The sequence below is a fragment of the uncultured Castellaniella sp. genome (assembly GCF_937988725.1).
Classification (GTDB): domain Bacteria; phylum Pseudomonadota; class Gammaproteobacteria; order Burkholderiales; family Burkholderiaceae_B; genus Castellaniella.
Genome location: NZ_CALKHS010000009.1, coordinates 501,186 through 525,979 on the forward strand (window position 1 = coordinate 501,186; position 24,794 = coordinate 525,979).

Sequence of the window (24,794 nt, forward strand, 5' to 3'; positions counted from 1 at the left end):
CAAGCCGCACGAGCCGCCGCGCCCCTGGCGCGGCGGAACCCAAGGCCCCGCGTGCGCGGGGCCTTGTTCATTTTCGGAATCCAATACCCATGCATACCGCCAACGCCGACCCTGCCGAACTCGACAAATTCAGTGCCCTGGCTTCCAGCTGGTGGGATCCCCAGGGGGATCTGAAGACGCTGCACGACATCAACCCCTTGCGACTGGACTGGATCCGCAGCCAGGCGGGCGATCTGGCCGGACAGCGGGTGCTGGACATCGGCTGCGGCGGCGGCCTGCTGACCGAAGCCATGGCGGCCGAAGGCGCCCAGGTCACCGGCATCGATCTGGCCAAGGCGTCCCTGCAGGTCGCACGGCTGCACGGCCACGAATCCGGCGTCCAGGTCCAGTACGAATGCGTCAGCGCCGAAGACTACGCGGCGCAACAGCCGGGGCAGTTCGATCTGGTCACCTGCATGGAACTGCTGGAACACGTGCCCGACCCGGCCGCCATCGTGCAGGCCTGCGCCCGGCTGGTGCGCCCGGGCGGCCTGGTCTGCTTCTCGACCTTGAACCGCAACCCGAAATCCTTTCTGCTGGCCATCGTGGCCGCCGAATACCTGCTGCGCATGGTGCCCAGGGGCACTCACAGCTACGACCAGTTCATCACGCCCAGCGAACTGGCCGGCGCGGCGCGCGCGGCCGGCCTGGACGTCAGCGCGCTTAGCGGGCTGGAGTACCTGCCGCTGACCCGGCAGTACCGCCTGGCCCCGGACACGGGCGTGAACTACATGATGGCGACCCGCCGTCCGGAATGAACGCCATGCACCCCTGTCTCATTCTGTTCGACTTCGACGGCACCCTGGCGGACACCGCCCCCGACCTGGCGGCGGCGGCCAACCGCCAGCGCGGCTACCGGGGGCTGCCCCCCCTGCCCTACGAGGCCTTGCGCCCTTATGCCTCGCACGGCGCGCGCGGTCTTCTGAAGGCCGCCCTGGACCTGGACCCGGGCAGCGAGGAATACGAACGCAGCCGCCGGCAGTTCCTGCAGGACTATGCGCAGGACATGCTGACGCACACCCGGCTGTTCGCGGGCATCGACACCCTGCTGGACCAGCTGGCCGAGGCCTCGATGGGCTGGGGCATCGTGACCAACAAGGTCGAATCCCTGGCCCTGCCCATCGTGCGCCACCTGGGGCTGGAATCCCGCTGCCGCGTGACGGTGGGCGGCGACACCACGCCCCATGCCAAGCCGCATCCCGAACCGCTGCTGCACGCCGCGCGACAGGCGGGCTACGCGCCGGCCCGGTGCATGTACGTGGGCGACGACGAACGCGACATCATCGCCGGCAAGGCCGCAGGCATGGCGACTGTGGTCGCCGGCTACGGCTATTGCGCGCTGGACGACCCGATCCGCTGGCAGGCGGACGCCATCGCCCGCCAACCGGCGGACCTGTGGCCGATCATCCGGCGCTGGGCGCTACGCGAGCCGACCCCGCAGCCGTAAACAGCACGTCGGTCGAGGAATTCAGCGCGGTTTCCGCCGAATCCTGCAGAACGCCGATGATGAAGCCCACGCCGACGACCTGCATCGCCAGGTCGTTGGAAATGCCGAACAGGCTGCACGCGACGGGGATCAGCAGCAAGGACCCGCCGGCCACGCCCGAGGCGCCGCAGGCGCACACCGCCGCCACGATGCTGAGCAGCAGCGCCGTGAACAGATCCACGGACACTCCCAGCGTATGGACGGCGGCCAGCGTCAGCACCGTGATGGTGATGGCCGCGCCCGCCATATTGATGGTGGCGCCCAGGGGAATCGACACGGAATACGTGTCTTCCTCCAGGCCCAACTTTTCACAGAGCGCCATGTTGACCGGGATGTTGGCCGCCGAGCTGCGGGTGAAGAACGCCGTCACGCCGGATTCCCGCAGGCAGGTCAGCACCAGGGGATAGGGGTTGGCGCGGATCCGCCAGAAAACGATCAGGGGATTGACCACCAGGGCCACGAACGCCATGCAGCCCAGCAGCACGCCCAGCAGGCGGGCATAGTCCAGCAAGGCGCCAAAACCGGTTTCGGCGATCGTCGAGGCGACCAGCCCGAAGATTCCGATCGGCGCCATGCGGATCACGACGCGCACGATGAAGGACAGTCCCAGGGACAGATCGGACATGACGTTCTTGGTGGAGCCATGGGCATGGCGCAGGGCCAGCCCCAGGCCGATCGCCCAGGCCAGGATGCCGATGTAATTGGCTTCCAGCAGGGCGTGCACCGGATTGTCGACCACGCTGAGCAGGAGGTTGCGCAGGACCTCGACCACGCCGCCGGGCGGCGTCAGGGCGGCGTCGCCCAGCTGCAGCCGGATGGTCAGGGGGAACATGAAACTGGCCACGACCGCCACCAGGGCCGCCGCGAAAGTCCCCACCAGATACAGGACCAGGATCGGCCTGAGCCGCGTCTGGGCGCCCTTCTTGTGATTGGCGATGGATGCGGCCACCAGGACGAACACCAGCAGGGGCGCGATGGACTTCAAGGCGGTGACGAACAGGCCGCCCAGCAGGCCGACCGAGCGGGCGGCTTCGGGAGCCGCATAGGCCAGCAGCACGCCGGCGATCAGGCCGACGAGAATCTGCGTCACCAGGCTGCCATTGCTGACGAACTGCAGCAGCGGATTGGATTTGGAGGCGGAAGACGCCATAGGGGTGCTCCAAAAGGCCGCCATTCTAGCATCCGGGGGCGCCGGGCCCCGACAAGGAAAACGCGAGCCGATACAATGAAACACCGCCGCATCCGGCTGACCTCCTCAGAAAGGACATTCATGGCTTCATCCCCCATCCGCATCGGTATCGCCGGCTACGGCAACCTGGGCCGCGGCGCGCAGGCGGCCATCGCCCGCCACGCCGACATGCAGCTGGTCGGCGTCTTCACGCGCCGCGATCCGGCCGCTCTGGTGCTGGACGACCCGACCGTGCCAGTCTGGTCCCTGGACGATGCGGCGGCCCGCCGGAACGACATCGACGTGCTGATCCTGTGCGGGGGATCCAAGGACGACCTGCCCGTGCAGGGTCCGGAGCTGGCCCAATGGTTCACCACGGTGGACAGCTACGATACCCACGCCCGCATCCCGCAATACTTCCAGGCGGTCGACGCCGCGGCGCGGTCGCATGGCAATCTGTCCATCCTGGCCGTCGGCTGGGACCCGGGCCTGTTTTCCATCAACCGGCTGATGGGCGAAGCCATCCTGCCCCAGGGCGCCACCTACACTTTCTGGGGCAAGGGCCTCAGCCAGGGCCACTCCGACGCCATCCGGCGCGTGCCCGGCGTCGCGGGCGGCGTGCAGTACACCATCCCGGTCCCGGCCGCGGTGGAACGCGTGCGCGCCGGCGGGCAGCCGCAACTGGGCACCCGTGAAAAGCACACCCGGGAATGCTATGTCGTCCTGGAAGACGGGGCCGACGCCCGGCAGGTGGAACAGGCCATCGTGACCATGCCGGATTACTTCGCCGACTACGACACCACGGTGCATTTCATCGACGCGGACACCCTGCGGCGCGACCATGCCGGCATGCCGCACGGGGGATTCGTCATCCGCAGCGGCCAGTCGGGTCGCGACGAGCAGCAGGTGATGGAATATTCCCTGAAGCTGGCCAGCAACCCCGGCTTCACGTCCAGCGTGCTGGTCGCCTATGCGCGCGCGGCCTGGCGCCTGAAGTCCGCCGGGGAAACCGGCGCGCGCACGGTCTTCGACGTGGCCCCGGGCCTGCTGTCCCCCAAATCGGCGGCCGATCTGCGCCGCGAACTGCTGTAAGCGATACCGCCATGAAGACTTCCCGCCCGCATCCGTCCGTCCCGGAACATACCGCCAAGGCCATGGTCGATTTCTGGCGGGAAGCCGGTCCCGCCAAATGGTTCGCCAAGGACGCGGCGTTCGACGCCGCGTTCCGCAGCCGTTTCCAGGACGCCCATTACGCCGCCGCGCGCCAGGAACTGGAAGCCTGGCTGCGGCAGCCCGAATCCGCGCTGGCCCTGATCCTGCTGCTGGATCAATACCCGCGCAACGCCTTCCGGGATACGGGCCACATGTTCGCCACCGACGGCCTGGCGCTGTCCTACGCCCGCCGCAGCCTGGATTTCCTGGACCGCATCGAACCGGCGCTGCGCAATTTCATCTGCCTGCCTTTCATGCACGCCGAAGACCTGGCCGCCCAGCAGGAGGCCCTGGTTCTCTACCAGCGGCATGCGCCCGATTCCATGCACTGGGCGCAGGTGCATCACGACATCATCGCCCGCTTCGGCCGGTTCCCCCACCGCAACGCCGCGCTGGGCCGCGCCACGACGCCGGAAGAACAGGAATTCCTGGATGCCGGGGGCTTCTCAGGATGAATGCGCCCGCCATTGCGCATACCAGCCGTAGCCGCTGAGCAGCAGGACGCCCGCGACCACCAGCAGGGACCCCAGCAGGAACCCCGGCCCGATGGGCTCGTCCAGCAGCCAGGCGCCCAGGACCACGCCGAACAGCGGCGTCAGAAACGAAAATACGCCCAGGCGCGACGCCAGGTATTTCGTCAGCAGCCAGAACCAGACCAGATAGCTGATGAACGCCACGAAAAAGACCTGGAAGGCCAGGCTGGCCCAGACCAGGGGCGTGGAATGAAAGGTCGTCTGCCCCATCAGCACGGCCGCCAGCAGCAGCACCGTGGACCCGCCCACCAGCTGGTACATCAGGGTCTGGCTGGCCGGCAGGGACGCCAGCGGCGTCACCCGGACCACGACGGTCGTCGCCCCCCAGGCCGCGCCGCCCAGCAAGGCCAGCAGATCGCCCCACAGCATGGCATCGACCTGGGCCGGCGCATCGCCGCCGCGCAGCAGGAAGGCGATCCCCACCCCGCCGAATGCCAGGATGACCCCGCCCCACTGCACGGCCGCCAGGCGCTCTTCGGCCAGCTTCCAGTGCAGCCCGATGGCGGCGAAGATCGGCGCCGTATACAGCAGCACGACCACGTGGCCGGCGGTGGTGAAGCGCAGGCTTTCCCCGATCAGGATGAATTCCAGCGCGTACAGGGAGCCCGCGCACAGCCCGGGCTTCCAGAGCGCCAGGGCCGCGCCGATCCGTTCGCGCCGCCCGACCAGCACCAGCCCGACCAGCAGGCCGCCGATGGCCGTGCGCACGCCGAGCTGGAGGACCGGGGAGAAATCAGCCGTCGTGGCCTTGAGCGCGATCTGCTGCATGGCCCAGATCAGGCACAGCACCAGCATCAGCCCCGACGCCCGGCCATCCATGGGTTGACGACTGTCCACGAGAAACTTCCTTGATCAAAGCCTGACATTGTAGGCCCCTGCCCGCAACAGGGCTTCACTGGTTCCCGGAGGTCGCCGGGTCTATCATGAACAGATCACAGACACAGGAGCAGTCTCATGGATTCACCCATGTATCCCCCGGCCACGTCGGATCTGGCCAAGCGCCGCGCCGAACTGGCCCCGGAACCGCTGGCCGCGTTCAGGGCCTTCAGCAAGGCCGTCTTCGCACCCGGCGCGCTGGACGCCAAGTCCAAGCAGCTGATCGCCGTGGCGGTGGCCCACGTCACCCAGTGCCCCTACTGCATCAAGGGCCACACCGAAGCCGCCGCGCGCGCGGGGGCCTCGGACGCGGAAATCATGGAGGCCATCTGGGTGGCGGCCGAAATGCGGGCCGGCGGAGCCTACGCGCACTCCAATCTAGCGCTGCAGACCCTGGGCGGGCTGCACGACAAGACCCACGGCTGACCGGCACGCCCTCGAACCGGCCCATGAAACGTTTTCGCGGTCCGGATCATCCAATAGGATCAAGGTTCATTCGGGGAACGAGGTGGATACTCAGGCTCAACACGATTTGACGAAGGAAAGCGACCTATCGCTGATCGCCTGGTGCCGCGCCGGCAAGCTGCAGGCCTTCGACCTGCTGATGCGCCGGCACAACCAGCAGCTCTACCGCGCGGCGCGCAGCATCCTGCACGACGAGGCCGAGGCCGAAGACGCGGTCCAGGAAGCCTGGTGGAAAGCCTACCAGCACCTGGCGGACTTCCGCGCCGACGCCCAGCCCGCCACCTGGCTGACCCGCATCACCGTGAACGAGGCCCTGATGCGCCGCCGACGAAACAAAACCCGCGAAGCCCACATCCAATCGGCATACCAGGTTTCCACCGAACAGGACAGCATGTTTGCGCCCGGCTCCGACCTCCCCGCTTCCGACGCCTCGCGTCCCGACCAGTCCGCATGGCGGGCGGAGATGCGCCATCGCATCGAAGAACGCATCGACGCCCTGCCCGACATCTACCGGACGGTCTTCATGCTGCGGGGGGTCGAGGAGATGTCCGCGGCCGAAGTCGCCCAGGTGCTCGGGATGCCCGAAGCCACGGTGCGGGTGCGGTTCATGCGGGCCCGGCGCCTGCTGCAGGAGGGCCTGAAGCAGGATTTCGACCCCCATATCGGCCAAGCGTTCTCGTTCGCCGGCGAGCGCTGCGACCGCATCGTGGCCGGCGTCCACGCCCGGATGCGAGCGGCCGGGATCCTGAAAGACCCGGAATAGGCGGCGCCGACGCCCGGGCCGGCTTCGGGGACGCGCCGGACTAGGGCACCTTGGACAGCCAGTCCGGGGCGCCGAACTTTTCCCGGATCAGGAGATCGGCCTTGGCCATCTCGCCGTCGGTCAGGACGTCGTCCCGCAGGCCGTTGCGCTGTCTGAATGTATCCAGCATGCGGGCGATGATGGCTTCGCGGGGCAGGCCCGTCTGGCTGCGCAGCGGGTCCACGCGCTTGGCGGCGGACGTGGTGCCCTTGTCCGACAGCTTCTCACGGCCGATGCGCAGGACCTGCAGCATTTTCGCGGCATCGATGTCGTACGCCATGGTCACGTGATGCAGCACGGCGCCGCCCCGGCGGGCCTGGGCCGCGCCGCCGATCTTGCCGCCGTCGGACGTGATGTCGTTCAGCGGCTGGTACCAGGCCCTGATGCCCAGTTCCTTCAAGGCCTGCAGGACGAAATCGTCCATGTAGGCGTAGGCATCCCGGAAGCTCATGCCCTCCACCAGGGACAGCGGCGCGTAGATAGAATAGGTGATCGCGTTGCCGGGCTCGATGAACATGGCCCCGCCGCCGCTGATGCGGCGCACGACCTGGATGCCGAGCGCCTGGGCGGCTTGGGCGTCGACTTCGTTCCTCAGGGACTGGAAGATGCCGATGACGACCGCCGGCGCCGCCCATTCCCAGATCCGCAGGGTCGGCGCGCGGCGCCCCGCGGCCACCTCATCCAGCAGCGCCTGATCCAGGGCCACGTGCTGCAACGGCGTCAGCGGCGCGGGATGGAGCAGCCGCCAATCGAAATCGGTCCATGCGCTGCGGCTTGCGGGCTCGTTCATGCCAGCGCCCTCCCGACCACGACGGCGATGCCTTCCGGCGTCAGGCCGAACATCTCCACATCCGCCCCCAGCGCATCGCTCACGGCCTGGGCCAGGCGCCCCGCATCGATGTCCGCGGGCAGGCCTTCGAGCGCCGCGTCGATGGCGTCCAGGGCCTCGGGCGGCTCCAGAAAGAAATCCCCCGACAGCCGCACGTGATTCAGGCGTCCGTCCAGAACCTGCAGATCCACCACCACCAACTTGCCGCCGGGGATCTTGTATTCCCCATGCCCCTGACGGGGGTTTCGCTTCGCGTCATGCATGCCTGTTCCCTCATGTTCCGCGTGGACTAAGATTGAAGCCTCGCCGCACTGCCGCCATTATGACCGTGACCGCCCCCGAAAAGCAGGATTCCCCCCACGGCCAGCCTGCCGAATCCGCCCCCGTCGCCCATCGGGGCTCGATCCTGGCCGCCCTGATGCTGACGATGTCGCTGGCCGCCATGGACATCACCATCGTCGCCACCGTCATTCCGCAGATCGTCGGCGACCTGGGGGGCTTCGATCGGTTCACCTGGCTGTTTTCCATCTATCTGCTGGCCCAGACCGTCACCATCCCCATCTACGGCAAACTGGCGGACCTGTACGGCCGCAAGCCCGTGCTGATCGGCGGCTCCGCTCTCTTCCTGCTGGGCTCGGCGGCCTGCGCCCTGGCCTGGGGCATGATCCCGCTGATCGTCTTTCGCGCCCTCCAGGGCTTCGGGGCCGGGTCCATCATGGCCACCGTCAACACCCTGGCGGGCGATCTGTATTCCACCCGCGAACGCGCGCGGGTGCAGGGCTGGCTGTCCAGCGTCTGGGGCATCGCGGCCATCGTCGGCCCCACCCTGGGCGGCGCCTTCGCCGAATACGCCACCTGGCGCTGGGTCTTCCTGATCAACCTGCCCATCGGACTGGCGGCCATCGTCCTGATCGCCCGCTACCTGCACGAGCAGGCGCCCGCCCACCGGCACGCCATCGACTACGCCGGCGCCATCCTGATGATGCTGGCGGGGGCCGCGGGGGTCTTCGGCCTGCTGCAGGGCGGCAATGCCTGGGCCTGGCTGTCCGCCCCCAGCCTGGCGACCTTCGCCGTGGTGACCGTGCTGACGATCGCCACCGTGATGCGGGAACGGCGCGCCGCCGAACCCATCATGCCCGGCTGGGTCTGGCGCCACCGGCTGATGCTGGGCTCGAACCTGGGCGCGCTGGGCATGGGCCTGGTCATGATGGCGCCCGGCACCTACCTGCCGGTCTTCGCCCAGTCCGTCATGGGCCTGGGCCCGATCAGCGCCGGCCTGGTGCTGGCCAGCATGAGCCTGGGCTGGGTCCCGGCATCCGCCTGGGCGGGCCGCCTGTACCTGCGCTTCGGCTTCCGGGACACGGCCCTGTTCGGCGGCGCCCTGATCCTGCTGGCGGTGCTGGGATTCGCCGCCCTGCCGCCCCAGCCCGCCGTCTGGCTGGTCACGGCGGACCAGATGCTGCTGGGGGCCGGCTTCGGGATGCTGTCCACCCCCCTGCTGGTCGGCGTGCAGTCCGTCGTCCCCTGGCGCCAGCGCGGCGTGGCGACCAGCGCCAACATGTGGTCGCGCTACCTGGGCCAGAGCCTGGGGGCCGCCGTGGTGGGCGCGCTGTTCAACAACGCCATGCGCGAAGCGCTGGACGCCGCCCCGGCCGCGCTGGGCGGCGCCCTGCCGACCGTGAACGGCGTGATCACCGCGTTGCAGACGGATCCGGCGGCATCGGCCGGCCGCCGGTACCTGCTGTCGGCTTTCGACGCGGCCACTCATCAGGTATACCTGGGCATGATCGGCGTGGCCCTGCTGACGCTGCTGGCCGTGCTGCTGATGCCGCGCCACACCGTCGAGACCGCGCACTGATTCCGCCGGGCCGGATCGCTCCTCGCGCAGCGTTCCATTTATACATATGCATGCGCATGCATAATATTTGACACCCACCGCTTTGATCATTAATATGTATGCGCATGCAATTAATGGCATCCATTCGGAGGAAAATCGATTTCCTCCGATTCCAGGAATAGTTTTCCCACCCCTGAACGGTCCGGCAGGACCGATCGACGACAAGGAATCTTCATCATGAACTGGCTTTATCTGGGCATCGCCGTAGTCTTCGAAATCGCCGTCGCCCTCTCGGCGGGGAATGCGAAGGGATTCACCCGGCCCGGGTGGACGATCGCCACCTTAGTCACCGGCGCGATCGGCACCTTCTTTCTCAGCCTGGCGCTGCTGACCTTCGACGTCGGCGTGGGCTACGCCATCTGGACCTCCGCCGCCGGCGTCGGCATCGTGGTCCTGGGCGCCCTGTTCTTCGGCCAGAAGCTCAGCTGGGGCAAGTCCCTGGGCATCCTGCTGGTCATCGGCGGCGTGGCCGGGCTGCGCCTCAGCGGCGCGGCCTGAGCGCGCGCCCCATCTCCCATCCCGAACGACGACAAGGAACTCGACATGACGAACGATCACGACATCACGCGCGGCAAGGGACGCGCCTGGATCATGCTGCTGCTGGCAGGCGCCTTCGAGATCGGCTACGCGCTCAGCGTGGGCGGCAGCAAGGCCTTCACCGTGCCGGCCTGGTCCATTTCCGCAGCGGTGTTCTTCCTGCTGACGCTGTATGCGCTCAGCGCCGCCCTGAAAACCATCGGCGTTGGCATCGGCTACGCCGTGTGGGCCGGCATCGGCTCGGTGGGCGCCGCCGTCTTCGGCGGCATCCTGCTCGACCAGCCGTTGACCCCGCCCCAGGCATTCTGGCTGGCGGTCATCATCGTCGGCGTCGTGTGGCTGAAACTGGCGGACAGCGCGGCCCTTCGCGCCGGCAAGGCCCGGGGAATCCCATGACCCCATGTGCATGGGCATGCATATGAGACAATGCGGGATCCACCCCGTCCCCACACGGAGCGCAAGCCCGCGATGTCCAAGAAAAGCGACGCATGGCGAAACCTGATCCAGGCCGTCGGCAACATCGAAGCCGATCTAGGCAAGATGCTGCAGGCGCGGCACGGGCTGGGCCTGTCCGAATACCGTGCGCTCGACATCCTGGCGCAATCGCCGGACTCCGAACTGCGCATGCAGGAACTGGCTGCGCAGCTGGGCCTGAATCAAAGCTCGGTCTCGCGCATGGTCGAGCGCCTGGAGCGCACCGGCCTCAGCGTCCGCGACCTGTGCCCCGACGACAAGCGGGGGGTGTATACGGTGCTGACCGATCAGGGGCGCGCGCGCCTGGAAAGCGCATCGCCCGACTACGAGCGGGCGCTGGACGCGGCGCTGGAAGAGCACGGCGCAGGGAAGCTGCTGTCGGGCAGGGTCGGCAAGACGGCAGCCAAGGGATCCTGAGCGCCTGCCGCCCCCGACACACCGAGTCCGCCTGGCGCCCATACCGCCCGGGCGTCGGGACGCGGCGGCCATGAGGCCGCGCCGGACCTCAATCGTCGCTGGTGAGCAAGGCGCGGTAGATCAGCGCGCCGATCACCCCGCCCGCGATGGGCGCCAGCCAGAACAGCCAGAGCTGGTCCAGCGCCCAGCTGCCCTGGAACAGGGCCACGCCGGTCGACCGCGCGGGATTGACGGACGTGTTGGTCACCGGAATGCCGATCAGGTGGATCAGCGTCAGCGACAGGCCGATCGCGACGCCGGCCAGGCTGGACTGCGCCAGCCGGTGCGTGGCGCCCATGATGATGAACAGGAAAAACCCGGTCAGCACCACTTCGGCCGTCAAGGCCGCCGTCAGCGAATAGCCGCCGGGCGAATGCTCGCCGTAGCCGTTCGATGCGAAGCCCGCCGACGCGTCGAAGCCGGCCTTGCCGCTCGCGATCAGATACAGCACCGCGGCCGCGGCGATGGCGCCCAGCACCTGGGATACGACGTAGGGAATCAGGTCGCGCGCGGGAAAGCGCCCGCCCGCCACCAGACCGAACGTCACGGCGGGGTTGATGTGGCAACCCGAAATATGCCCGATCGCATAGCACATGGTCAGCAGCGTCAGGCCAAAGGCCAGGGCGACGCCCGCAAAGCCGATCCCCAGCTCGGGAAACGCCGCGGCCAGCACCGCGCTGCCGCAGCCGCCGAACACCAGCCAGAACGTGCCGAACAGTTCCGCGGCGCATCGCTTGGTCAAGGACATATGGTTGACTCGTTGGAAGTTCAAGAGCCAAAAAGTCTACCAACGCGATCTGCCGGATGGCGCACGGCAAACGCAATGAATTGTCAATTTAAAGGTAATTGACAATCTATCGCGACGCCGCATCCCCGAAGCGGCGGATGCGGCCGCCGTTCACGACATCAATTCGACCAGGGCGCCGGCCACGATGCGCGTCGCCATCTTCAGTTCGTGCAAGGGCACGCGCTCGTCCGCCCGATGGCCGTTGGCCTCCAGGGGATCGGCGGGCCCCGCGCCGAACATGACCGTCGGGATGCCGGCCTCGCTGTACAGGCGCGCATCGGTATAGAGCGGCATGCCGATCGTCGTGACGGGCTTGCCCAGGATGTCGCCGGCCTGCGCGCACAGCAGACCGGCCAGGCGCTCCGAAGCCTCGGTCGGCCTCAGGGGATGGGCCAGCAGGATGCGCCGGATATCGACCCGCACACCGGGCAGGCTGGCCAGGGCCTGGCGCACGGTTTCCATCAATTCCGCTTCGACCGCGGCCGGATCTTCCTCGGGGATGATGCGCCGATCGACGCGCAGGCTTGCCTCGTCGCCCACGACATTCGTATTGATGCCCCCCTGGATCAGACCCACGATGAACGTCGGGCTGCCGATCCCCGGCACCCGCGAGCTGCGTTCGGACAGGCGGTCCCGATAGGCATACAGGGCGTTCAACAAAACGGAAGTCGCCTCGATGGCATCGGCGCCCGTGGTCGGAAAGGCCGCATGCGCCGAACGTCCCTTGACGGTGATTTCCAGGTGCAGGCAGCCGTTGTGGGCCACCACCACATGATGCGTGAAAGCGGCGGAGATGACGTAATCGGGCGCGCTCAGCTTGTGTTCGAGAATCCACCCCGGCCCCGTCAGGCCGCCCGTTTCCTCGTCATAGGTCAGGTGCAGTTCCACCGTGCCGCCGAAATCCGCCCCCTGACGCTTGAGTTCGCGCAAGGCCAGCATCGCGTACGCGTAGGTCGTGAAGTCGGATTTGGATACGGCGGCGCCACGTCCGTAGAGCCAGCCGTCGCGCACGACGCCGCTGTAGGGGTCGTCGCTCCAGCCTGACCCCGGAGGCACCACATCGCCATGCGCGTTCAGCGCGATCGTCGGGCCTGGCCCGAATTTTTCCCGCACGATCAGATTGGTCACGCTGCGCATGCCGGCCGCCCGCACCGCTGCCGCATCGACCCCGTGCCGTTCCACGGCGAACCCCAGTCTTTCGAGCAGCTCCGCGGCGAGCTCCGCATGCGCGGCGCAATCCCCGGGGGGGTTGTCGGAAGGGCACTGGACCAGCCTGGACAGCATGGCGACCTGCTGTTCGAAGTGCGTCTCCACAAAAGCGCGAATCGTTTCCCTGGCGCTTGGCGTGTTCTCTGTCGGCATCTCTGACTCCTCCATGATTCCGGTTCGGCGCGTCTCGACCGGACGCGACCCCTTGCCAGAACAATACTGTCAACAATGAATTAAACATTATCCGCGCCATTCAATCAATAGCGTTGTCATTATTTTCTTCCATAAATACGCCAATACCCCATTAAAACAATTTATCTTTCCGTATTTCCAATTCCATTTCAAAACGCCGAGGACGATGTCAGGATCGCTGCAGGAAATCGGCTTTCCTGAGATCCACATTCGGCAGTTCGATTGTTCAACACGAATTACATCATTGTTAACAATAGGGTAAACACTTATGTTTTAAAAAAATCCGATCTCTATCATTAGCCATGTTGCGATTAAGGTTTTTGTCAGCTGACAGTCCAGGGGTTCCCGGAGCACTGTTCGCCGACCCCAAAGATCTCACCACACCAGCGAGGCCCATCGTTGAAGCTGCCGATCGTCAACCCCGATACCCCCGAGAGCGCCGCGGCGCCCCTCGACCTTCCCGCTTCCGACAGGTAGGCGCCGCCACACGGCGGCTTCCCCCGCAGACCGAACCCGCAGCGCCCGTACGGCCGGACGTCACGCCGGCCCCGACCGATTCACACCAGAAGGGAAACGCCCAGTGGACATCATCGACCTTTCCGCTACAGAACTGGCAGCCCGGGTCCGCGACGGCCGGGTGTCGCCCGGAGACATCGCCGAAGCCCTGATCGACGAAGTCGAGCGCGCCAATCCCGCGCTCAACGCCCTCATCCGGTTCGACCCGGCTCTGATCCGCGGCGAAGCGGCCCGGGTGCGGGACCTGATCGCATCCGGGGCGCCGGCGCCGCTGGCCGGCGTGCCTTTCACCGCAAAAGACAATCTCTGGGTCAAAGGCCAGGTGGTCTCCCAGGGATCGCGGCTGTTCGAAGATTTCGTGGCGCCGCGCGATGCCGTGGCCGTCGAACGGCTGCGATCGCAAGGCGCCATGATCCTGGGCCTGACCAACTGCTCGGAATTCGCCTGCAAGGGGCTCACGACGAACCTTCTGTTCGGCGCGACCCGCAATCCGTGGGACCTGGAACGGACGCCCGGAGGCTCGTCCGGCGGCGCGGCAAGCGCGGTCAGCGCAGGCCTGGGCGCCCTCGCGCTGGGCACCGACGCCGGCGGTTCGGTGCGCCGGCCGGCAGCCCACGTCGGGGTCTTCGGCATGAAACCCAGCCCAGGCCGCATTCCCCATCCCGTCGGCTTCACGGAGCCCGTCTTCGGGCAGAGCGTCATCGGCATCATGGCGCGCACCGCCGCCGACCTGGATCTGTCCTTCAAGGCCCTGTGCGCCTACGATGCCCGAGACCCCATGTCGGCGCCGCACATGCCCGGAGAACCCGCGATGCTCAAGGGCTTGCGGGTCGCCTACAGCCCGCGCCTGGGATTGGGTTTTCCGGTCGATCGGGACGTACAAGCCGCCGTCTCGGAGACCGCGCGGCTGCTGGAACGCTTCGGCTGCCACATCGAAGAAGCCGACCCCGCCTGGCCGGCCGACACGGATGAAGCCGCCTTGATGCCGCTGCAGCTCGGCGGGCTGGCCGCCCTGTACGGCGACGCCTGGCGGCAATCCCCCGACCGGTTCGACCCCGACATCGGCAGGCAGATCGAACAGGGGTTGCGCCTGAACGCATCGGACATGGCGCGGGCCTGGTTCCTGAGAGAAGAAATGCTGCGCGCGCTGACGCGGTTTCAGACGCGCCACGACCTGCTGCTCACGCCGACCACGCCCTGCGTGGCATGGCCGCTCGACCGCCTGGGGCCCGAAACGATCGAAGGAAAGGCCGCATCGCCGCGCGGACATGCCGTATTCACGCCGATCTTCAACCACACCTTCGTCCCGGCGTGCTCCGTGCCCTGCGACGTGGCCCCGGACGGCCTGCCCATCGGCCTGCAGATCGTCGGGCGGCGATACGAAGACGAACTGGTGCTGGCCGCAGCGTCAGCGATAGAAACCGCGGGCGGGGCCAGGCATGCGAAGCCCCGCCGCGTCGCAGTGCGCCGCTGATCCGCCGATCAGCATCAATAAAGTGGAGAGACACCATGATATCGATCAAGAAACTGGCAACATCATCCGCCATCGCCGCCCTGGCATGCGTTTCCCTCAATGCTTCCGCGGCCAACATCAAAGTTTCGACCAACGTCGCCGAAACCTCGACCTGGGTCGCCGGGGCCAAGAAGTTCAAGGAACTGGTCGAAACCCGCAGCGAAGGCCGGCATACCGTGCAGATCTATCCCAATGCCACGCTGGCCAGCGGAAACGATCGCGTCGAGATCGAAATGGCCCAGGCCGGCGCCATCGACATCGTCCTGAAATCCACCGTCTGGCTCGCCCAGCTGGACAGCAAGTTCATGGCGATCTCGCTGCCCTGGGCGTTTCCCGACGCTGACAGCGCCTTGCGCGTCATGGACGGCGCTCCGGGCAAAGAACTGAACACCATCCTGCGCAAGAAGAACCTGCAGGCGCTGGCCTGGGGGTCCGGGGGCTTCTTCCAGCTCTACAGCAACGCGGGCCCCATCAAGACGCCGGAGGACATCGCCGGCGTGAAGATCCGGACTCCCGGACTCTCTCTGTTCCTCGACTCCTGGAAGGCGGTCGGCTCCGTCCCCGTCGCCCTGAATTTCTCCGAGGTGTTCTCCTCCCTGCAGGCGGGCGCCATCGAAGGCGGCATTTCGCCCGTCCCGCTGATCTATTCGTCGCGTTTCTTTGAAGTCAGCAAACACATCTCGCTCGTCAACTTCTCGTTCGAGGCCATCGGCCTGCTGGCCAGCAACGTCTTCTGGTCCGGCCTGTCGGAAGCGGACCAGAAGATGATCCAGGAAGCGGCCACGGAAGCCATGCGCCACCAGCGCCAGGTCGCGGCCGAACAGGAGAACGTCCAGAAACAGAAGATGGCGGAAGCCGGCGTCTCGATCTACACCCCGACGCCGGAGCAGATCGCGGCGTTCCGCGCCAAAGCGCAGGACGTGCTCCCCCCGTTCGTCGACAAGATCGGGCGGGGCTTCGTCGACAGCATCAATGCCGAACTCGCGAAATCCAGCAGCTGAGCGAGGAGGCCGGCACGGACGTCACGTCCGTGCCGAGAAAGATCCGACCATCCAAAGGAACCTAAGCAATGTCATCTCAACAGCCTCTGAAGAAGCTGGCGTCCTGGCTGGATTCCATCGAATACATGGCCATCATCCTGTGCTGCACCGGGATCGTCCTGCTCGTGTTCTTCGGCGTATTGTCCAGATTCATCTTTCACCATTCCATCGCATGGTCGGAAGAACTGGCGCGCTACATGTTCCTGTGGGGCGCCTTGTTCGGGGGCTCCGCCGCATGCCGCAACGGCCAGCACGGCGGCATCCCTCTGCTCGTGGACAAGTTCCCGTACCTGGGTCAACGCTTCATCGAAACGATCGTGCCTTTCGGCTGCGCCCTGTTTCTCGGCTGCATGGCCTGGCAAAGCTACCGGGGCGCCGTCCAGGCCTTCGTCAGCGAGCAGGTCAGCTCCACCACCGAGATCCCCGTCTGGATCGTCAACGGCATCGTCGCCTTCGCATTTGCCCTGGCGACACTGCGCTGCATCCAAGGCTATCTGGAACGCGCCTACCGCGTGGACCAGATCGACATCAAAGAATAGCGTCACGACGCCCTCTCTAGAGAGACCTCACCCATGGAACTGCTCTCCTCGCCAAGCATCGTTGGCGTCCTGATCTTTCTGACGCTGCTGGCCCTGAATTTCCCCATTTTCGCAGCGGTGGGCCTGGGCGCGCTGGCGACCCTGGTGTTCTACCAGGTGGCGCCTCTGAGCGTCGCCTCCTACGTCTTCGCCGGATCGCTGGACTCCTTTCCGCTGCTGGCCACGCCGCTGTTCATCATCGCGGGCGCCTTCCTGACCAAGACAGGCATCGCGACCCGGCTGGTCCGCCTGGCCGAACTGATGGTCGGCAATCTCCCCGGGGGGTTGCCGCTGACCGTCCTGGTCACCGGAGCCATCCTCGGATCCATGTCCGGCTCGAATCTCGCCACGGTGGCCGCGCTGAGTTTCCTGATCCAGCCGATGGCGGAGCGCGGCTATCCACGGCCTTTCGCCGTGGCGGTCGTCGCGGCGGGATGCACCTTCGGCGTCGTGATTCCCCCTTCCATCAACCTGATCATCTACGGCGTGATCACCGAGGAATCCATTCCCAAGCTCTTTGCCGCCGGCGTCGGGCCAGGGCTGCTGATGCTGCTCACCCTCGGCGGCTACGTCGTCGCGGCATCCAAGATCAAGGGCTACAAACGCGGCGGCGAGGAACGGTCCTGGGCCAGCATCTCGCACGCCTTTCGCGAAGCCTTCTGGGGGCTGCTGGCTCCGGTGGTGATCCTGGGCGGCATCTACAGCGGCCTCTTCACGGCGACCGAAGCGGCCGCCGTCGCCGTCGTGTACATGTTCCTGGTCGACCGCTTCGTCTACAAGGCCATCCCCTGGAAGGCGCTGCCGCGCGTCATGTTCGAATCCGGCCGCACGATCGGCGTGGTGGTCTTCATCATCTCCACGGCGGCGGTATTCGGATGGATCATGCAAACGCAGGGACTCGCCAGCATGATGAACTCGGCCGTGATGTCGGCGACCGACGGCAAGCCGGCTCTGATCCTGCTGGCCTTCAATGCGATCTTCGTCGGCGCGGGGATGTTCCTCGAACCCCTGGCGGCCATCTATCTGCTGGTCCCGCTGTTCAAGCCGACCCTGGACGCCATCGGGTACGACCTGATCCAGTTCGGCGCGATGATGACCGTCAACCTGTCGATGGCGCACCTGACACCCCCCGTCGGCGTGGGGCTGTTCCTCGCCTCTCAGCTGGGCGGCGTGCCCTTCACCCAGGCGGTACGCGCGGCGATCCCCTTCATCATCTGCGAGATGACCGTCATCCTGATGGTCACGTTCATTCCCGGCATTTCGCTGTGGCTGCCCTCGCTCATGTAGCCTGAACCGGCCGGGACGAACCTCGGCGCCTGCGCTGCGAAGTCAGTCAGGCGCCGATTGCCATCCCGCCCCGAAAAACTTTCAGTCGTATGAAGGGCCTTCAGGCATGGCCTTGCGCGATGCAAACTGAGGCAGCATCCTTAGCGCTTGTCTTCGGTCTGCACATGGCCATATAATTCAACCTTAGTTGAATAGTTGAATTATTGGACTATGACTGAAGATCAAACCATCCTTTCGCTGGCCGCCTTGGCCCACCCGCAGCGCTTGCGGGCTTTTCGCGCGTTGGTCGTCGCCGGCCACGAAGGGCTCACACCCAGCGCTTTGGCCGATCACCTGGGCGTGGCACGCAACGCTTTGTCCTTCCACCTCAAAGAGCTGGCTCATGCCGGCCTGGTGACGGTCGAACAACAGGGCCGCAACCTGATTTATCGCGCTGATTTCCCACGCATGAACGACCTTTTGGGCTACCTGACCGAGCACTGCTGCCAGGACGGCATCTGCGAGGTCAGCGCCAACGGAACCGGCTGTCAAACCTGCTGAACCAGGAGAACTCCATGAAACGCTTCCATGTGCACCTGCACGTCGATGACCTGAACCGCAATATCGCCTTCTATTCGAGCCTTTTTGCCGCACGACCCGCCCGGGTCGAAGCGGACTATGCCAAGTGGATGCTGGAAGATCCGCCAGTGAATTTCGCCATCTCCGCACGCGACCATGAGCCGGGGCTGGATCACTTCGGCATTCAGGTCGACAACGATGCGGATCTGGCCGCGCTCAAGGCGCAGGCCCAGGCGGCCGAAGCGCCGATTCTCGACGAGGGCCAAACCACCTGCTGCTATTCCCGCAGCGAGAAGCACTGGGTCACCGACCCCCAGGGCATCGCCTGGGAGCACTTCCACACGCTGGAGGGCATCCCGACCTTCAACGAGTCCGAACGGCCGGCCGCCAACGCCTGCTGTACTCCCACGCCGGCCCGCTCCGCCTGCTGCACGCCCGCTGCGGCCAGCGGCGCCGATAAATCCTGCTGCTAGGGGCCGTCATGCCGGACAAGGTCTACAACGCGCTGTTCATTTGCACCGGCAACTCCGCCCGGTCCGTCCTGGCCGAAGGCCTGCTCAACGGCCTGGGCAAGGGTCGCTTCAAAGCCTATTCGGCCGGCAGTCACCCCAAGGGTGAAGTGCATCCGATGGCGCTCGCCACCCTGGAGAAGCTGGGCATGCCGGCAACCGGCTATCGCAGCAAGAGTTGGGACGAATTCACGCAATCTGGCGCACCGGTGTTCGATTTCATTTTCACCGTGTGCGATAACGCGGCCGGTGAGGTGTGCCCGATCTGGCCAGGCAAGCCCACGTCGGCCCATTGGGGCGTGCCCGACCCGGCTGCCGTGGAGGGTAGCGACGAGGCAAAAGCGAAGGCGTTTCAGGATGCGGCGGTCACGCTCAAGCGTCGTATCGACCTCCTCCTGTCACTGCCGCTGGAACGCCTGGACGCCATGTCCCTGCAGCGTGAATTGCGCGGCATCGGCAAAGCATAAGAGGGAAGCATGAGTGTTTTCGAGCGCTACCTGACTCTATGGGTCTTTCTCTGCATTATCGCGGGCGTCCTGCTGGGACAAGCGGCGCCAGGCGTCTTCCAGGCCATCGGGAGCCTGGAAATTGCCCAGGTCAACCTGCCGGTGGGGCTGCTCATCTGGCTGATGATCATCCCCATGCTGGTCAAGGTGGACTTCGGTGCGCTCAGCCAGGTACGCCGGCATTGGCGCGGCATCAGCGTCACACTGTTCGTGAACTGGGCCGTCAAACCATTCTCGATGGCCTTCCTGGGGTGGCTGTTCATTCGGCAGGTGTTCGCGCCTTGGCTGCCCGCCGCTCAGCTCGATAGTTACATCGCGGGGCTGATCCTGCTGGCCGCCGCGCCATGCACGGCCATGGTGTTCGTATGGAGCCGGCTCAGCGGCGGCGACCCGCTCTTCACCTTGTCCCAAGTGGCATTGAACGACACCATCATGGTGTTCGCGTTTGCGCCAGTCGTGGGACTGCTGCTGGGCCTGTCGTCCATCTCCGTGCCATGGGTTACGCTGCTGACTTCGGTGGTGCTCTACATTGTCATTCCCGTCATCCTGGCCCAGCTCTGGCGTCGGGCGCTACTGCGCCGTGGCCAGGCTGTCTTCGATGCCACCTTGACGCGCGTTGGTTCGCTGTCCATCGCCGCGCTGTTGTTGACGCTGGTTCTGCTCTTCGCCTTCCAAGGGCAAGCCATCATTGAGCAGCCCCTGGTGATCGCCATGCTGGCCGTGCCCATCCTGGTCCAGGTGCTATTCAACTCGGCGCTGGCATACTGGTTGAACCGGCGCCTGGGCGAACGCCACGACATTGCGTGCCCCTCGGCCCTGATCGGCGCCAGCAACTTCTTCGAGTTGGCCGTGGCCGCAGCCATCAGCCTGTTTGGTTTTCAATCCGGCGCAGCACTGGCCACCGTGGTGGGGGTGTTGATCGAAGTGCCAGTCATGCTGCTTGTAGTACGAGTGGTCAACCGCACCCGTGGTTGGTACGCTTGTAGCGCCGAGACGCCTGTTCGGGAGCCTGTCCTATGAATGCCGCGACTGATCTCCTGCACGACGAGCCGATCGCCGGGGATGACCCCGGCTTCGTCGCCGCATTGCTGGATGCCGGCTTGCCCGTGGATGATCTGGCCGAGGTCGGCCGGGCCTTCTACGCCTACCGCATGCGCTCCGGCCGCTTGATCGGCTATGGCGGCTTCGAGCGCTACGGACGGGACGCGCTGCTGCGATCCATCGTCGTGCCTTCGGCGGACAGACGCCAAGGCATAGGACGAAACCTTCTGAATTTGCTGCAGCAACGTGCTTATGATCAAGGCGCTCGCCAATCCTGGTTGCTGACGGAGGCGGCTGCGCCATTCTTCGAACGGCTGGGCTTCAAAGCCGCTGACAGAGCGGACGCACCGCAAACCATCCTGGCCACCCGACAAGCCCGAAGCCTGTGTCCGGCCAGCGCCACGCTGATGACGCGAACGATCGTGTTCTGAGACGGCCATGAGGCTGACACATCGCGGCCTTCTCGTTTGCCTTGCTGATCTCCGCGCTGCTGGGTCCCTCTGCCGGCCGTGCGATAGACCGCCTGGGAGGGCGGCCTGTGCTCATTGCCACTAATGTCCTGTTCGCCCTGGGGCTGATTTGGCTGGGCTGCGTGCACGGCGTCGTGGGCCCCTTTGCCGCCTGGGCGCTATTGGGCGTGGGGTTGGGCAGCGGCTTGTATGAAGCCGCTTTCGCCGCGTTGGTCGCTCGCTACGGCAGGGATTCGCGCAGCGCCATTTCAGGCATCACGCTGATTGCCGGGTTCGCCAGCACAGCTGGCTGGCCGCTGTCGAGCTACCTGGAATTGCACATCGGCTGGCGCGGCACATATTTTGCGTGGGCCGGCTTGCACCTGTTGCTGGCCCTACCCTTGAACAGCCTGCTGCCTTCGGCGGCGCCATCCGGATTCCGCCCAGCGCAGCAACAGGAAACGCAAAGCGCCACGCCTCCTCATGAGGCGCTGTGCAACACGATTCTCCTGGCCATCGTATTCGCCATCCCGCACGCATCGCTCAGGCGTCGGCTCCGTGGCTATTCGGGCTGTGTTTGGACCGCTGGCAGTCCGGAGCCCTATGGGTGACCTCGGGATTGTGGCTGATCGGTTTCGTGGCGTTGCTCGTGCTTCGGGCAAAGAAGGCTCAGCCCGCCACTGCGACTGGCGCTTTTACTTAGTAACCCTTTGGTTCTAAAGGACTTTTTAAAGGCGGGGCTTAAAACTGGCGGAGAGGGTGGGAATCTTCCGCAGCCCCTCGGAGAGCCGCGTCTTTCCTGGGAGCCTCGGCAGTTCTACACAGCGTAATGGAACGCGTTGTGTAGAACTCCTTGGCATGATCTCAAGCAACATTTGGTGCCCCGGCAACCCCGCCTGCCCCGCCCCCTTCACCTGGACCACGATGTGTAGAGGCCTGGCGCCACGGCCCAGGCTATAAGTCGGCGATTGTCAGATGACGCATCTGCGGCCCAGACCCTTTGCCCGCTCCAACGTGTATTGCCAGAGCCCTCGAGGCTCAACACGGCCAATCACTCCAGTTCAAAGTTGGAGCGCTAAGACCACGTGGGTTATGCAGCTATTGGAAATGCTTGACAAAATGATACTAAGATGGACGGGTCAATAGCTGCTTGCGTCTCGTAATCTGTTCTGCGTAGGCACACCGTGAGAGGGGCCAAGATGGCATTGTTGGACGAAATACTGAGGTGGTCTCAGACTGATCTGAAACCGTGGCAGCAAGATGCTGTGCGCCGCTTATTTCTTTCACAAGAGGTAGATCTCACTGAGCAGGACTGGGCTGAGCTCTATGCCCTCTTGCTTGCGGAGCACCGACTACCTAATCCGGACAACCTAGTGCCAGTGCCGTTGTCCGCTGCAAACCTTCCAGCCAGCCAAGGGACCGCAGTACCTGTGGTGCTCAAGGCCATGAGGAACACAAAGCACCTCAATCGTCTATCAGAAGGGCAGGTACTCACCTTCGAGGCGACCGGATTGACGATGATATTCGGTGGCAACGGCAGTGGCAAATCTGGCTACGCCCGCGCTCTGAAGCATGCGTGCCGCGCGCGAGATCAGTTCGAACCAGTACATCCGGACGCCACTGATCCACTCGCTCAGACACAAACCCCTGAGGCAACATTTGATGTTGAAGATCAAGGTACCGATTTGGCGCTGACTTGGAAGCGCGGCGAGGTCCCGCCAGAGAAGCTGTCGAGCATTGCAGTTTTTGACTCCCGCTGCGCCCGCGTCTACCTGACGGCCGAACAGGAAGCAGCTATTGCTCCATACGGGTTAAGCGTGGTGGAGAGTTTGGGTAGTAAGGTATTGCCCCAACTCAAACAGCGATTGGATAAGGAACGAGAGTTGATTGATATCGATCCTACTCCATATGCAAACTTGCTCGGCAATACTGCCGTCGGGAGCCTGATTGCTGGCCTGAGCAATAAGACCGACACCGATACGATTAACAAGTTAGGTACGTTGAGCCAGTCGGAGGTCGGCCGTCTGGTGGAGTTGGAAAAGCTATTGAAAGAGGCTGACCCGAAGGCGGCCGCCAGTGTTCTGCGCAGCCAATCCCAGCGCATAACCGAAGTTTCACAACAGGTGGAGAAGGCATACGGCTGGGTTAACGAAGAGTCGATCTTGGGCCTACGTACGCTTGTCGACGCTGCTGCGGCTGCTACGCAGGCCGAACTTCTTGCTGCCGAGGCATTCCGTGCCGGTGAGACTTTGCTGGCGGGTACCGGTGAACAAGTGTGGAAGGTGTTGTTTGATGCAGCGCGCCGCTATTCCGAGACCGTTGCCTATAAGGGCCATATCTTTCCACACGTAGATGAAGCGGTCTGCGTCTTGTGCCAGCAGCCGCTCGTGGATGGGGCGCAACGATTAGTGCGCTTTGATCAGTTTGTTGAAGCCGACGCTGCTAAAACCGCCCGAAAGGCACGTGATGACTTAGCGGTTGAAACCAAGAGACTCACCGATGCTGTACTGTCACACGAAATGCCGGCGTCTTTGATCCAGGAGTTAGATGCTCTGGAGAGCGGACTCGCAGCATCGATATCAGCCTTCAAGGACGGCCTCGGCACTCGGCGCAAAGCCATGTTGTCTGCAGCGAGTTCCGGGGAGTGGGGATCCTTCCCTATCTTGCCGGAAGATCCCCGTCCGAGGCTAACGACGCTCGCTGAGCAGTTGATGCAGAAAGCCACCATTCTCGACAATGCAGCGGACATCGCAACGCGACAGGGGTTGGAGAGTGAGCTCAAGGAGCTGCAAGCCCGTCAGCAGTTATCGCTGGTACGGACCAAAGTGGTCGAGCTAGTGAATCGCATGAAACGACATAAGCAACTTGGAACTTGCGATGTCGATCTGAAAACGAACAAGATCACGGCCAAATCCAAGGAGTTCGCTACTATCGGTGTGAATCAGGCATTGGCGATCGCTCTGAATGATGAGTTTAGTCGTCTGGGCATTGGGCATATTAAGACCAAGTTGATCCCTAGAGGCGACAAGAGTAAGAATAAATATCGCCTCGGCTTGGATCTGCCGGTAATGTTCGATGTGGAGGAGGTCTTGTCTGAAGGGGAGCAGCGGGCCATCTCTATTGGCTTCTTCCTGGCCGAGCTACGGCAATTCAGCTATAAGGGCGCGATCGTTTTCGATGACCCGGTGAGTTCGCTCGACCATTGGCGTCGGCGTGACGTCGCTCGTCGTTTAGCAGAGGAGGCGCGCGACCGCCAGGTAATCATCTTCACCCACGAGACTGTATTCCTGGCGCTACTGAAAGACGCAGCTGATGATGCTCAGGTCGGTTTTCTTTCTCAGAACCTCGAGTGGAGGGATGGCAAGCCGGGGGTTGTCGTATCAGGGCTGCCCTGGGATCATCAGCCATACGCGGCTCGAATCGATGCGCTGGAGCGAGCCCAGCGCGGCCTTGAAAGGACTTGGCCTATTTACCCCAATGCGGAAGATACCGCACGGATGCGCCAGCAGTACAGTCTTCTGCGTTCGACTATTGAGCGGGTGATACAAGATCTAGTCTTAGGCGGGGTCATTCGTCGGCACCACGAATATGTGAAGGCCGGGGACCTACACCGGGTAGTCGGGTTTCCGGTTTCAGAGCAGCAGGAATACACTCGTTTGGTCAATCGCTGCAACCGAATAACGGAGGCGCACGATTCTTCGACTGGTCAGAACTTGCCACCACCAACGGCTGCTGATCTAGGCGAGGATCTCGCGGCCCTCAAGGCTGTCATGGGCGTTACCAGATGCCGCCAAAAGACCATGAAGCAGTAGCAGGCTGATCTGTGGCAGATTTA

General features: G+C 64.7%; 27 protein-coding genes. 21 read left to right on the forward strand and 6 right to left on the reverse strand.

What is annotated here, in order from left to right; translation table 11 throughout:
- The first annotated feature begins 89 nt into the window (after positions 1–89).
- On the forward strand, positions 90–797 hold the full coding sequence (gene ubiG, locus Q0263_RS09900; protein ID WP_298015604.1) for a bifunctional 2-polyprenyl-6-hydroxyphenol methylase/3-demethylubiquinol 3-O-methyltransferase UbiG: 708 nt from the start codon (positions 90–92) through the stop codon (positions 795–797).
- Positions 798–802: 5 nt separating this feature from the next.
- Positions 803–1,486, forward strand: coding sequence for an HAD-IA family hydrolase (locus tag Q0263_RS09905; protein WP_298015605.1), 684 nt, complete (start codon positions 803–805; stop codon positions 1,484–1,486).
- Here Q0263_RS09905 and sstT read toward each other — a convergent pair.
- Positions 1,443–2,675, reverse strand: coding sequence for a serine/threonine transporter SstT (gene sstT, locus Q0263_RS09910; protein WP_298015606.1), 1,233 nt, complete (start codon positions 2,673–2,675; stop codon positions 1,443–1,445). The two genes, Q0263_RS09905 and sstT, sit on opposite strands and share 44 nt — an antisense overlap.
- A 120-nt stretch (positions 2,676–2,795) precedes the next feature.
- Here sstT and Q0263_RS09915 point away from each other — a divergent pair, with 120 nt between their 5' ends.
- Together Q0263_RS09915 and Q0263_RS09920 are read left to right on the forward strand one after the other, a co-directional pair.
- Positions 2,796–3,785, forward strand: a complete 990-nt coding sequence (locus tag Q0263_RS09915; RefSeq protein ID WP_298015607.1) for a diaminopimelate dehydrogenase — start codon at positions 2,796–2,798, stop codon at positions 3,783–3,785.
- An 11-nt stretch (positions 3,786–3,796) separates the two neighbouring features.
- Positions 3,797–4,360, forward strand: coding sequence for a DUF924 family protein (locus Q0263_RS09920; protein ID WP_298015608.1), 564 nt, complete (start codon positions 3,797–3,799; stop codon positions 4,358–4,360).
- Here Q0263_RS09920 and Q0263_RS09925 read toward each other — a convergent pair.
- Positions 4,352–5,275: a DMT family transporter gene (locus tag Q0263_RS09925; RefSeq protein ID WP_298015609.1), complete on the reverse strand. Its 924-nt coding sequence runs from the start codon at positions 5,273–5,275 to the stop codon at positions 4,352–4,354. The genes Q0263_RS09920 and Q0263_RS09925 overlap by 9 nt on opposite strands.
- Before the next feature lie 117 nt (positions 5,276–5,392).
- On the opposite strand from Q0263_RS09925, the gene Q0263_RS09930 reads away from it, so the two are divergent.
- Both Q0263_RS09930 and Q0263_RS09935 read left to right on the forward strand, forming a co-directional pair.
- Positions 5,393–5,740, forward strand: coding sequence for a carboxymuconolactone decarboxylase family protein (locus Q0263_RS09930; RefSeq protein ID WP_298015610.1), 348 nt, complete (start codon positions 5,393–5,395; stop codon positions 5,738–5,740).
- A gap of 82 nt (positions 5,741–5,822) precedes the next feature.
- Positions 5,823–6,542, forward strand: coding sequence for an RNA polymerase sigma factor (locus Q0263_RS09935; RefSeq protein ID WP_298015611.1), 720 nt, complete (start codon positions 5,823–5,825; stop codon positions 6,540–6,542).
- Between the two features lie 40 nt (positions 6,543–6,582).
- Here Q0263_RS09935 and Q0263_RS09940 read toward each other — a convergent pair whose 3' ends face one another.
- Both Q0263_RS09940 and Q0263_RS09945 read right to left on the reverse strand, forming a co-directional pair.
- A complete protein-coding gene (locus Q0263_RS09940; RefSeq protein WP_298015612.1) occupies positions 6,583–7,371 on the reverse strand; it encodes a biotin/lipoate A/B protein ligase family protein in 789 nt (262 codons plus the stop codon).
- Positions 7,368–7,673: a biotin--protein ligase gene (locus tag Q0263_RS09945; protein ID WP_298015613.1), complete on the reverse strand. Its 306-nt coding sequence runs from the start codon at positions 7,671–7,673 to the stop codon at positions 7,368–7,370. Before Q0263_RS09945 ends, Q0263_RS09940 begins: the two co-directional genes overlap by 4 nt.
- Positions 7,674–7,732: 59 nt before the next feature.
- On the opposite strand from Q0263_RS09945, the gene Q0263_RS09950 reads away from it, so the two are divergent.
- The 4 genes from Q0263_RS09950 to Q0263_RS09965 all read left to right on the forward strand — a co-directional run bounded on the left by Q0263_RS09950 (position 7,733) and on the right by Q0263_RS09965 (position 10,735).
- The gene (locus Q0263_RS09950; protein WP_298015614.1) at positions 7,733–9,268 is read left to right on the forward strand and encodes an MDR family MFS transporter; all 1,536 of its coding nucleotides are present in this window, start codon (positions 7,733–7,735) and stop codon (positions 9,266–9,268) included.
- 216 nt (positions 9,269–9,484) lie between these two features.
- Positions 9,485–9,805 (forward strand): SMR family transporter, encoded by a 321-nt coding sequence (locus tag Q0263_RS09955; RefSeq protein WP_298015615.1) that lies wholly within the window; start codon positions 9,485–9,487, stop codon positions 9,803–9,805.
- Between the two features lie 45 nt (positions 9,806–9,850).
- Positions 9,851–10,240 (forward strand): multidrug efflux SMR transporter, encoded by a 390-nt coding sequence (locus tag Q0263_RS09960; RefSeq protein ID WP_298015616.1) that lies wholly within the window; start codon positions 9,851–9,853, stop codon positions 10,238–10,240.
- A gap of 72 nt (positions 10,241–10,312) precedes the next feature.
- Positions 10,313–10,735, forward strand: a complete 423-nt coding sequence (locus Q0263_RS09965; RefSeq protein ID WP_298015617.1) for a MarR family transcriptional regulator — start codon at positions 10,313–10,315, stop codon at positions 10,733–10,735.
- A gap of 88 nt (positions 10,736–10,823) precedes the next feature.
- On the opposite strand, the gene aqpZ is transcribed toward Q0263_RS09965, so the two are convergent.
- Positions 10,824–11,522, reverse strand: a complete 699-nt coding sequence (aqpZ, locus tag Q0263_RS09970) for an aquaporin Z (protein WP_298015618.1) — start codon at positions 11,520–11,522, stop codon at positions 10,824–10,826.
- 150 nt (positions 11,523–11,672) lie between these two features.
- Entirely contained in the window at positions 11,673–12,923 is a 1,251-nt protein-coding gene (locus Q0263_RS09975) for a M20/M25/M40 family metallo-hydrolase (RefSeq protein WP_298015619.1), read from the reverse strand.
- A gap of 619 nt (positions 12,924–13,542) precedes the next feature.
- Between Q0263_RS09975 and Q0263_RS09980 the strand changes: the two genes are divergently transcribed.
- The 11 genes from Q0263_RS09980 to Q0263_RS10030 all read left to right on the forward strand — a co-directional run bounded on the left by Q0263_RS09980 (position 13,543) and on the right by Q0263_RS10030 (position 24,771).
- The gene (locus tag Q0263_RS09980; protein ID WP_298015620.1) at positions 13,543–14,952 is read left to right on the forward strand and encodes an amidase; all 1,410 of its coding nucleotides are present in this window, start codon (positions 13,543–13,545) and stop codon (positions 14,950–14,952) included.
- Between the two features lie 35 nt (positions 14,953–14,987).
- Positions 14,988–15,992: a TRAP transporter substrate-binding protein gene (locus tag Q0263_RS09985; protein ID WP_298015621.1), complete on the forward strand. Its 1,005-nt coding sequence runs from the start codon at positions 14,988–14,990 to the stop codon at positions 15,990–15,992.
- A gap of 68 nt (positions 15,993–16,060) precedes the next feature.
- A complete protein-coding gene (locus tag Q0263_RS09990) occupies positions 16,061–16,570 on the forward strand; it encodes a TRAP transporter small permease (RefSeq protein ID WP_298015622.1) in 510 nt (169 codons plus the stop codon).
- Positions 16,571–16,603: 33 nt separating this feature from the next.
- Positions 16,604–17,896, forward strand: coding sequence for a TRAP transporter large permease (locus tag Q0263_RS09995; protein ID WP_298015623.1), 1,293 nt, complete (start codon positions 16,604–16,606; stop codon positions 17,894–17,896).
- 210 nt (positions 17,897–18,106) lie between these two features.
- Positions 18,107–18,436 (forward strand): helix-turn-helix transcriptional regulator, encoded by a 330-nt coding sequence (locus Q0263_RS10000; RefSeq protein WP_298015624.1) that lies wholly within the window; start codon positions 18,107–18,109, stop codon positions 18,434–18,436.
- A gap of 14 nt (positions 18,437–18,450) precedes the next feature.
- Positions 18,451–18,927 (forward strand): ArsI/CadI family heavy metal resistance metalloenzyme, encoded by a 477-nt coding sequence (locus Q0263_RS10005; protein ID WP_298015625.1) that lies wholly within the window; start codon positions 18,451–18,453, stop codon positions 18,925–18,927.
- A gap of 8 nt (positions 18,928–18,935) precedes the next feature.
- Positions 18,936–19,430 carry an arsenate reductase ArsC gene (locus tag Q0263_RS10010; RefSeq protein WP_298015626.1) on the forward strand — a complete coding sequence of 165 codons (495 nt, stop codon included), beginning with the start codon at positions 18,936–18,938 and terminating at the stop codon, positions 19,428–19,430.
- A gap of 9 nt (positions 19,431–19,439) precedes the next feature.
- Entirely contained in the window at positions 19,440–20,489 is a 1,050-nt protein-coding gene (arsB, locus tag Q0263_RS10015; RefSeq protein ID WP_298015627.1) for an ACR3 family arsenite efflux transporter, read from the forward strand.
- Positions 20,486–20,941 carry an arsenic resistance N-acetyltransferase ArsN2 gene (gene arsN2 / locus Q0263_RS10020; RefSeq protein WP_298015628.1) on the forward strand — a complete coding sequence of 152 codons (456 nt, stop codon included), beginning with the start codon at positions 20,486–20,488 and terminating at the stop codon, positions 20,939–20,941. Before arsB ends, arsN2 begins: the two co-directional genes overlap by 4 nt.
- Positions 20,942–20,982: 41 nt before the next feature.
- The gene (locus Q0263_RS10025; protein ID WP_298015629.1) at positions 20,983–21,570 is read left to right on the forward strand and encodes an MFS transporter; all 588 of its coding nucleotides are present in this window, start codon (positions 20,983–20,985) and stop codon (positions 21,568–21,570) included.
- Positions 21,571–22,158: 588 nt separating this feature from the next.
- On the forward strand, positions 22,159–24,771 hold the full coding sequence (locus tag Q0263_RS10030) for an AAA family ATPase (RefSeq protein WP_298015630.1): 2,613 nt from the start codon (positions 22,159–22,161) through the stop codon (positions 24,769–24,771).
- The last annotated feature ends 23 nt before the right edge of the window (positions 24,772–24,794 follow it).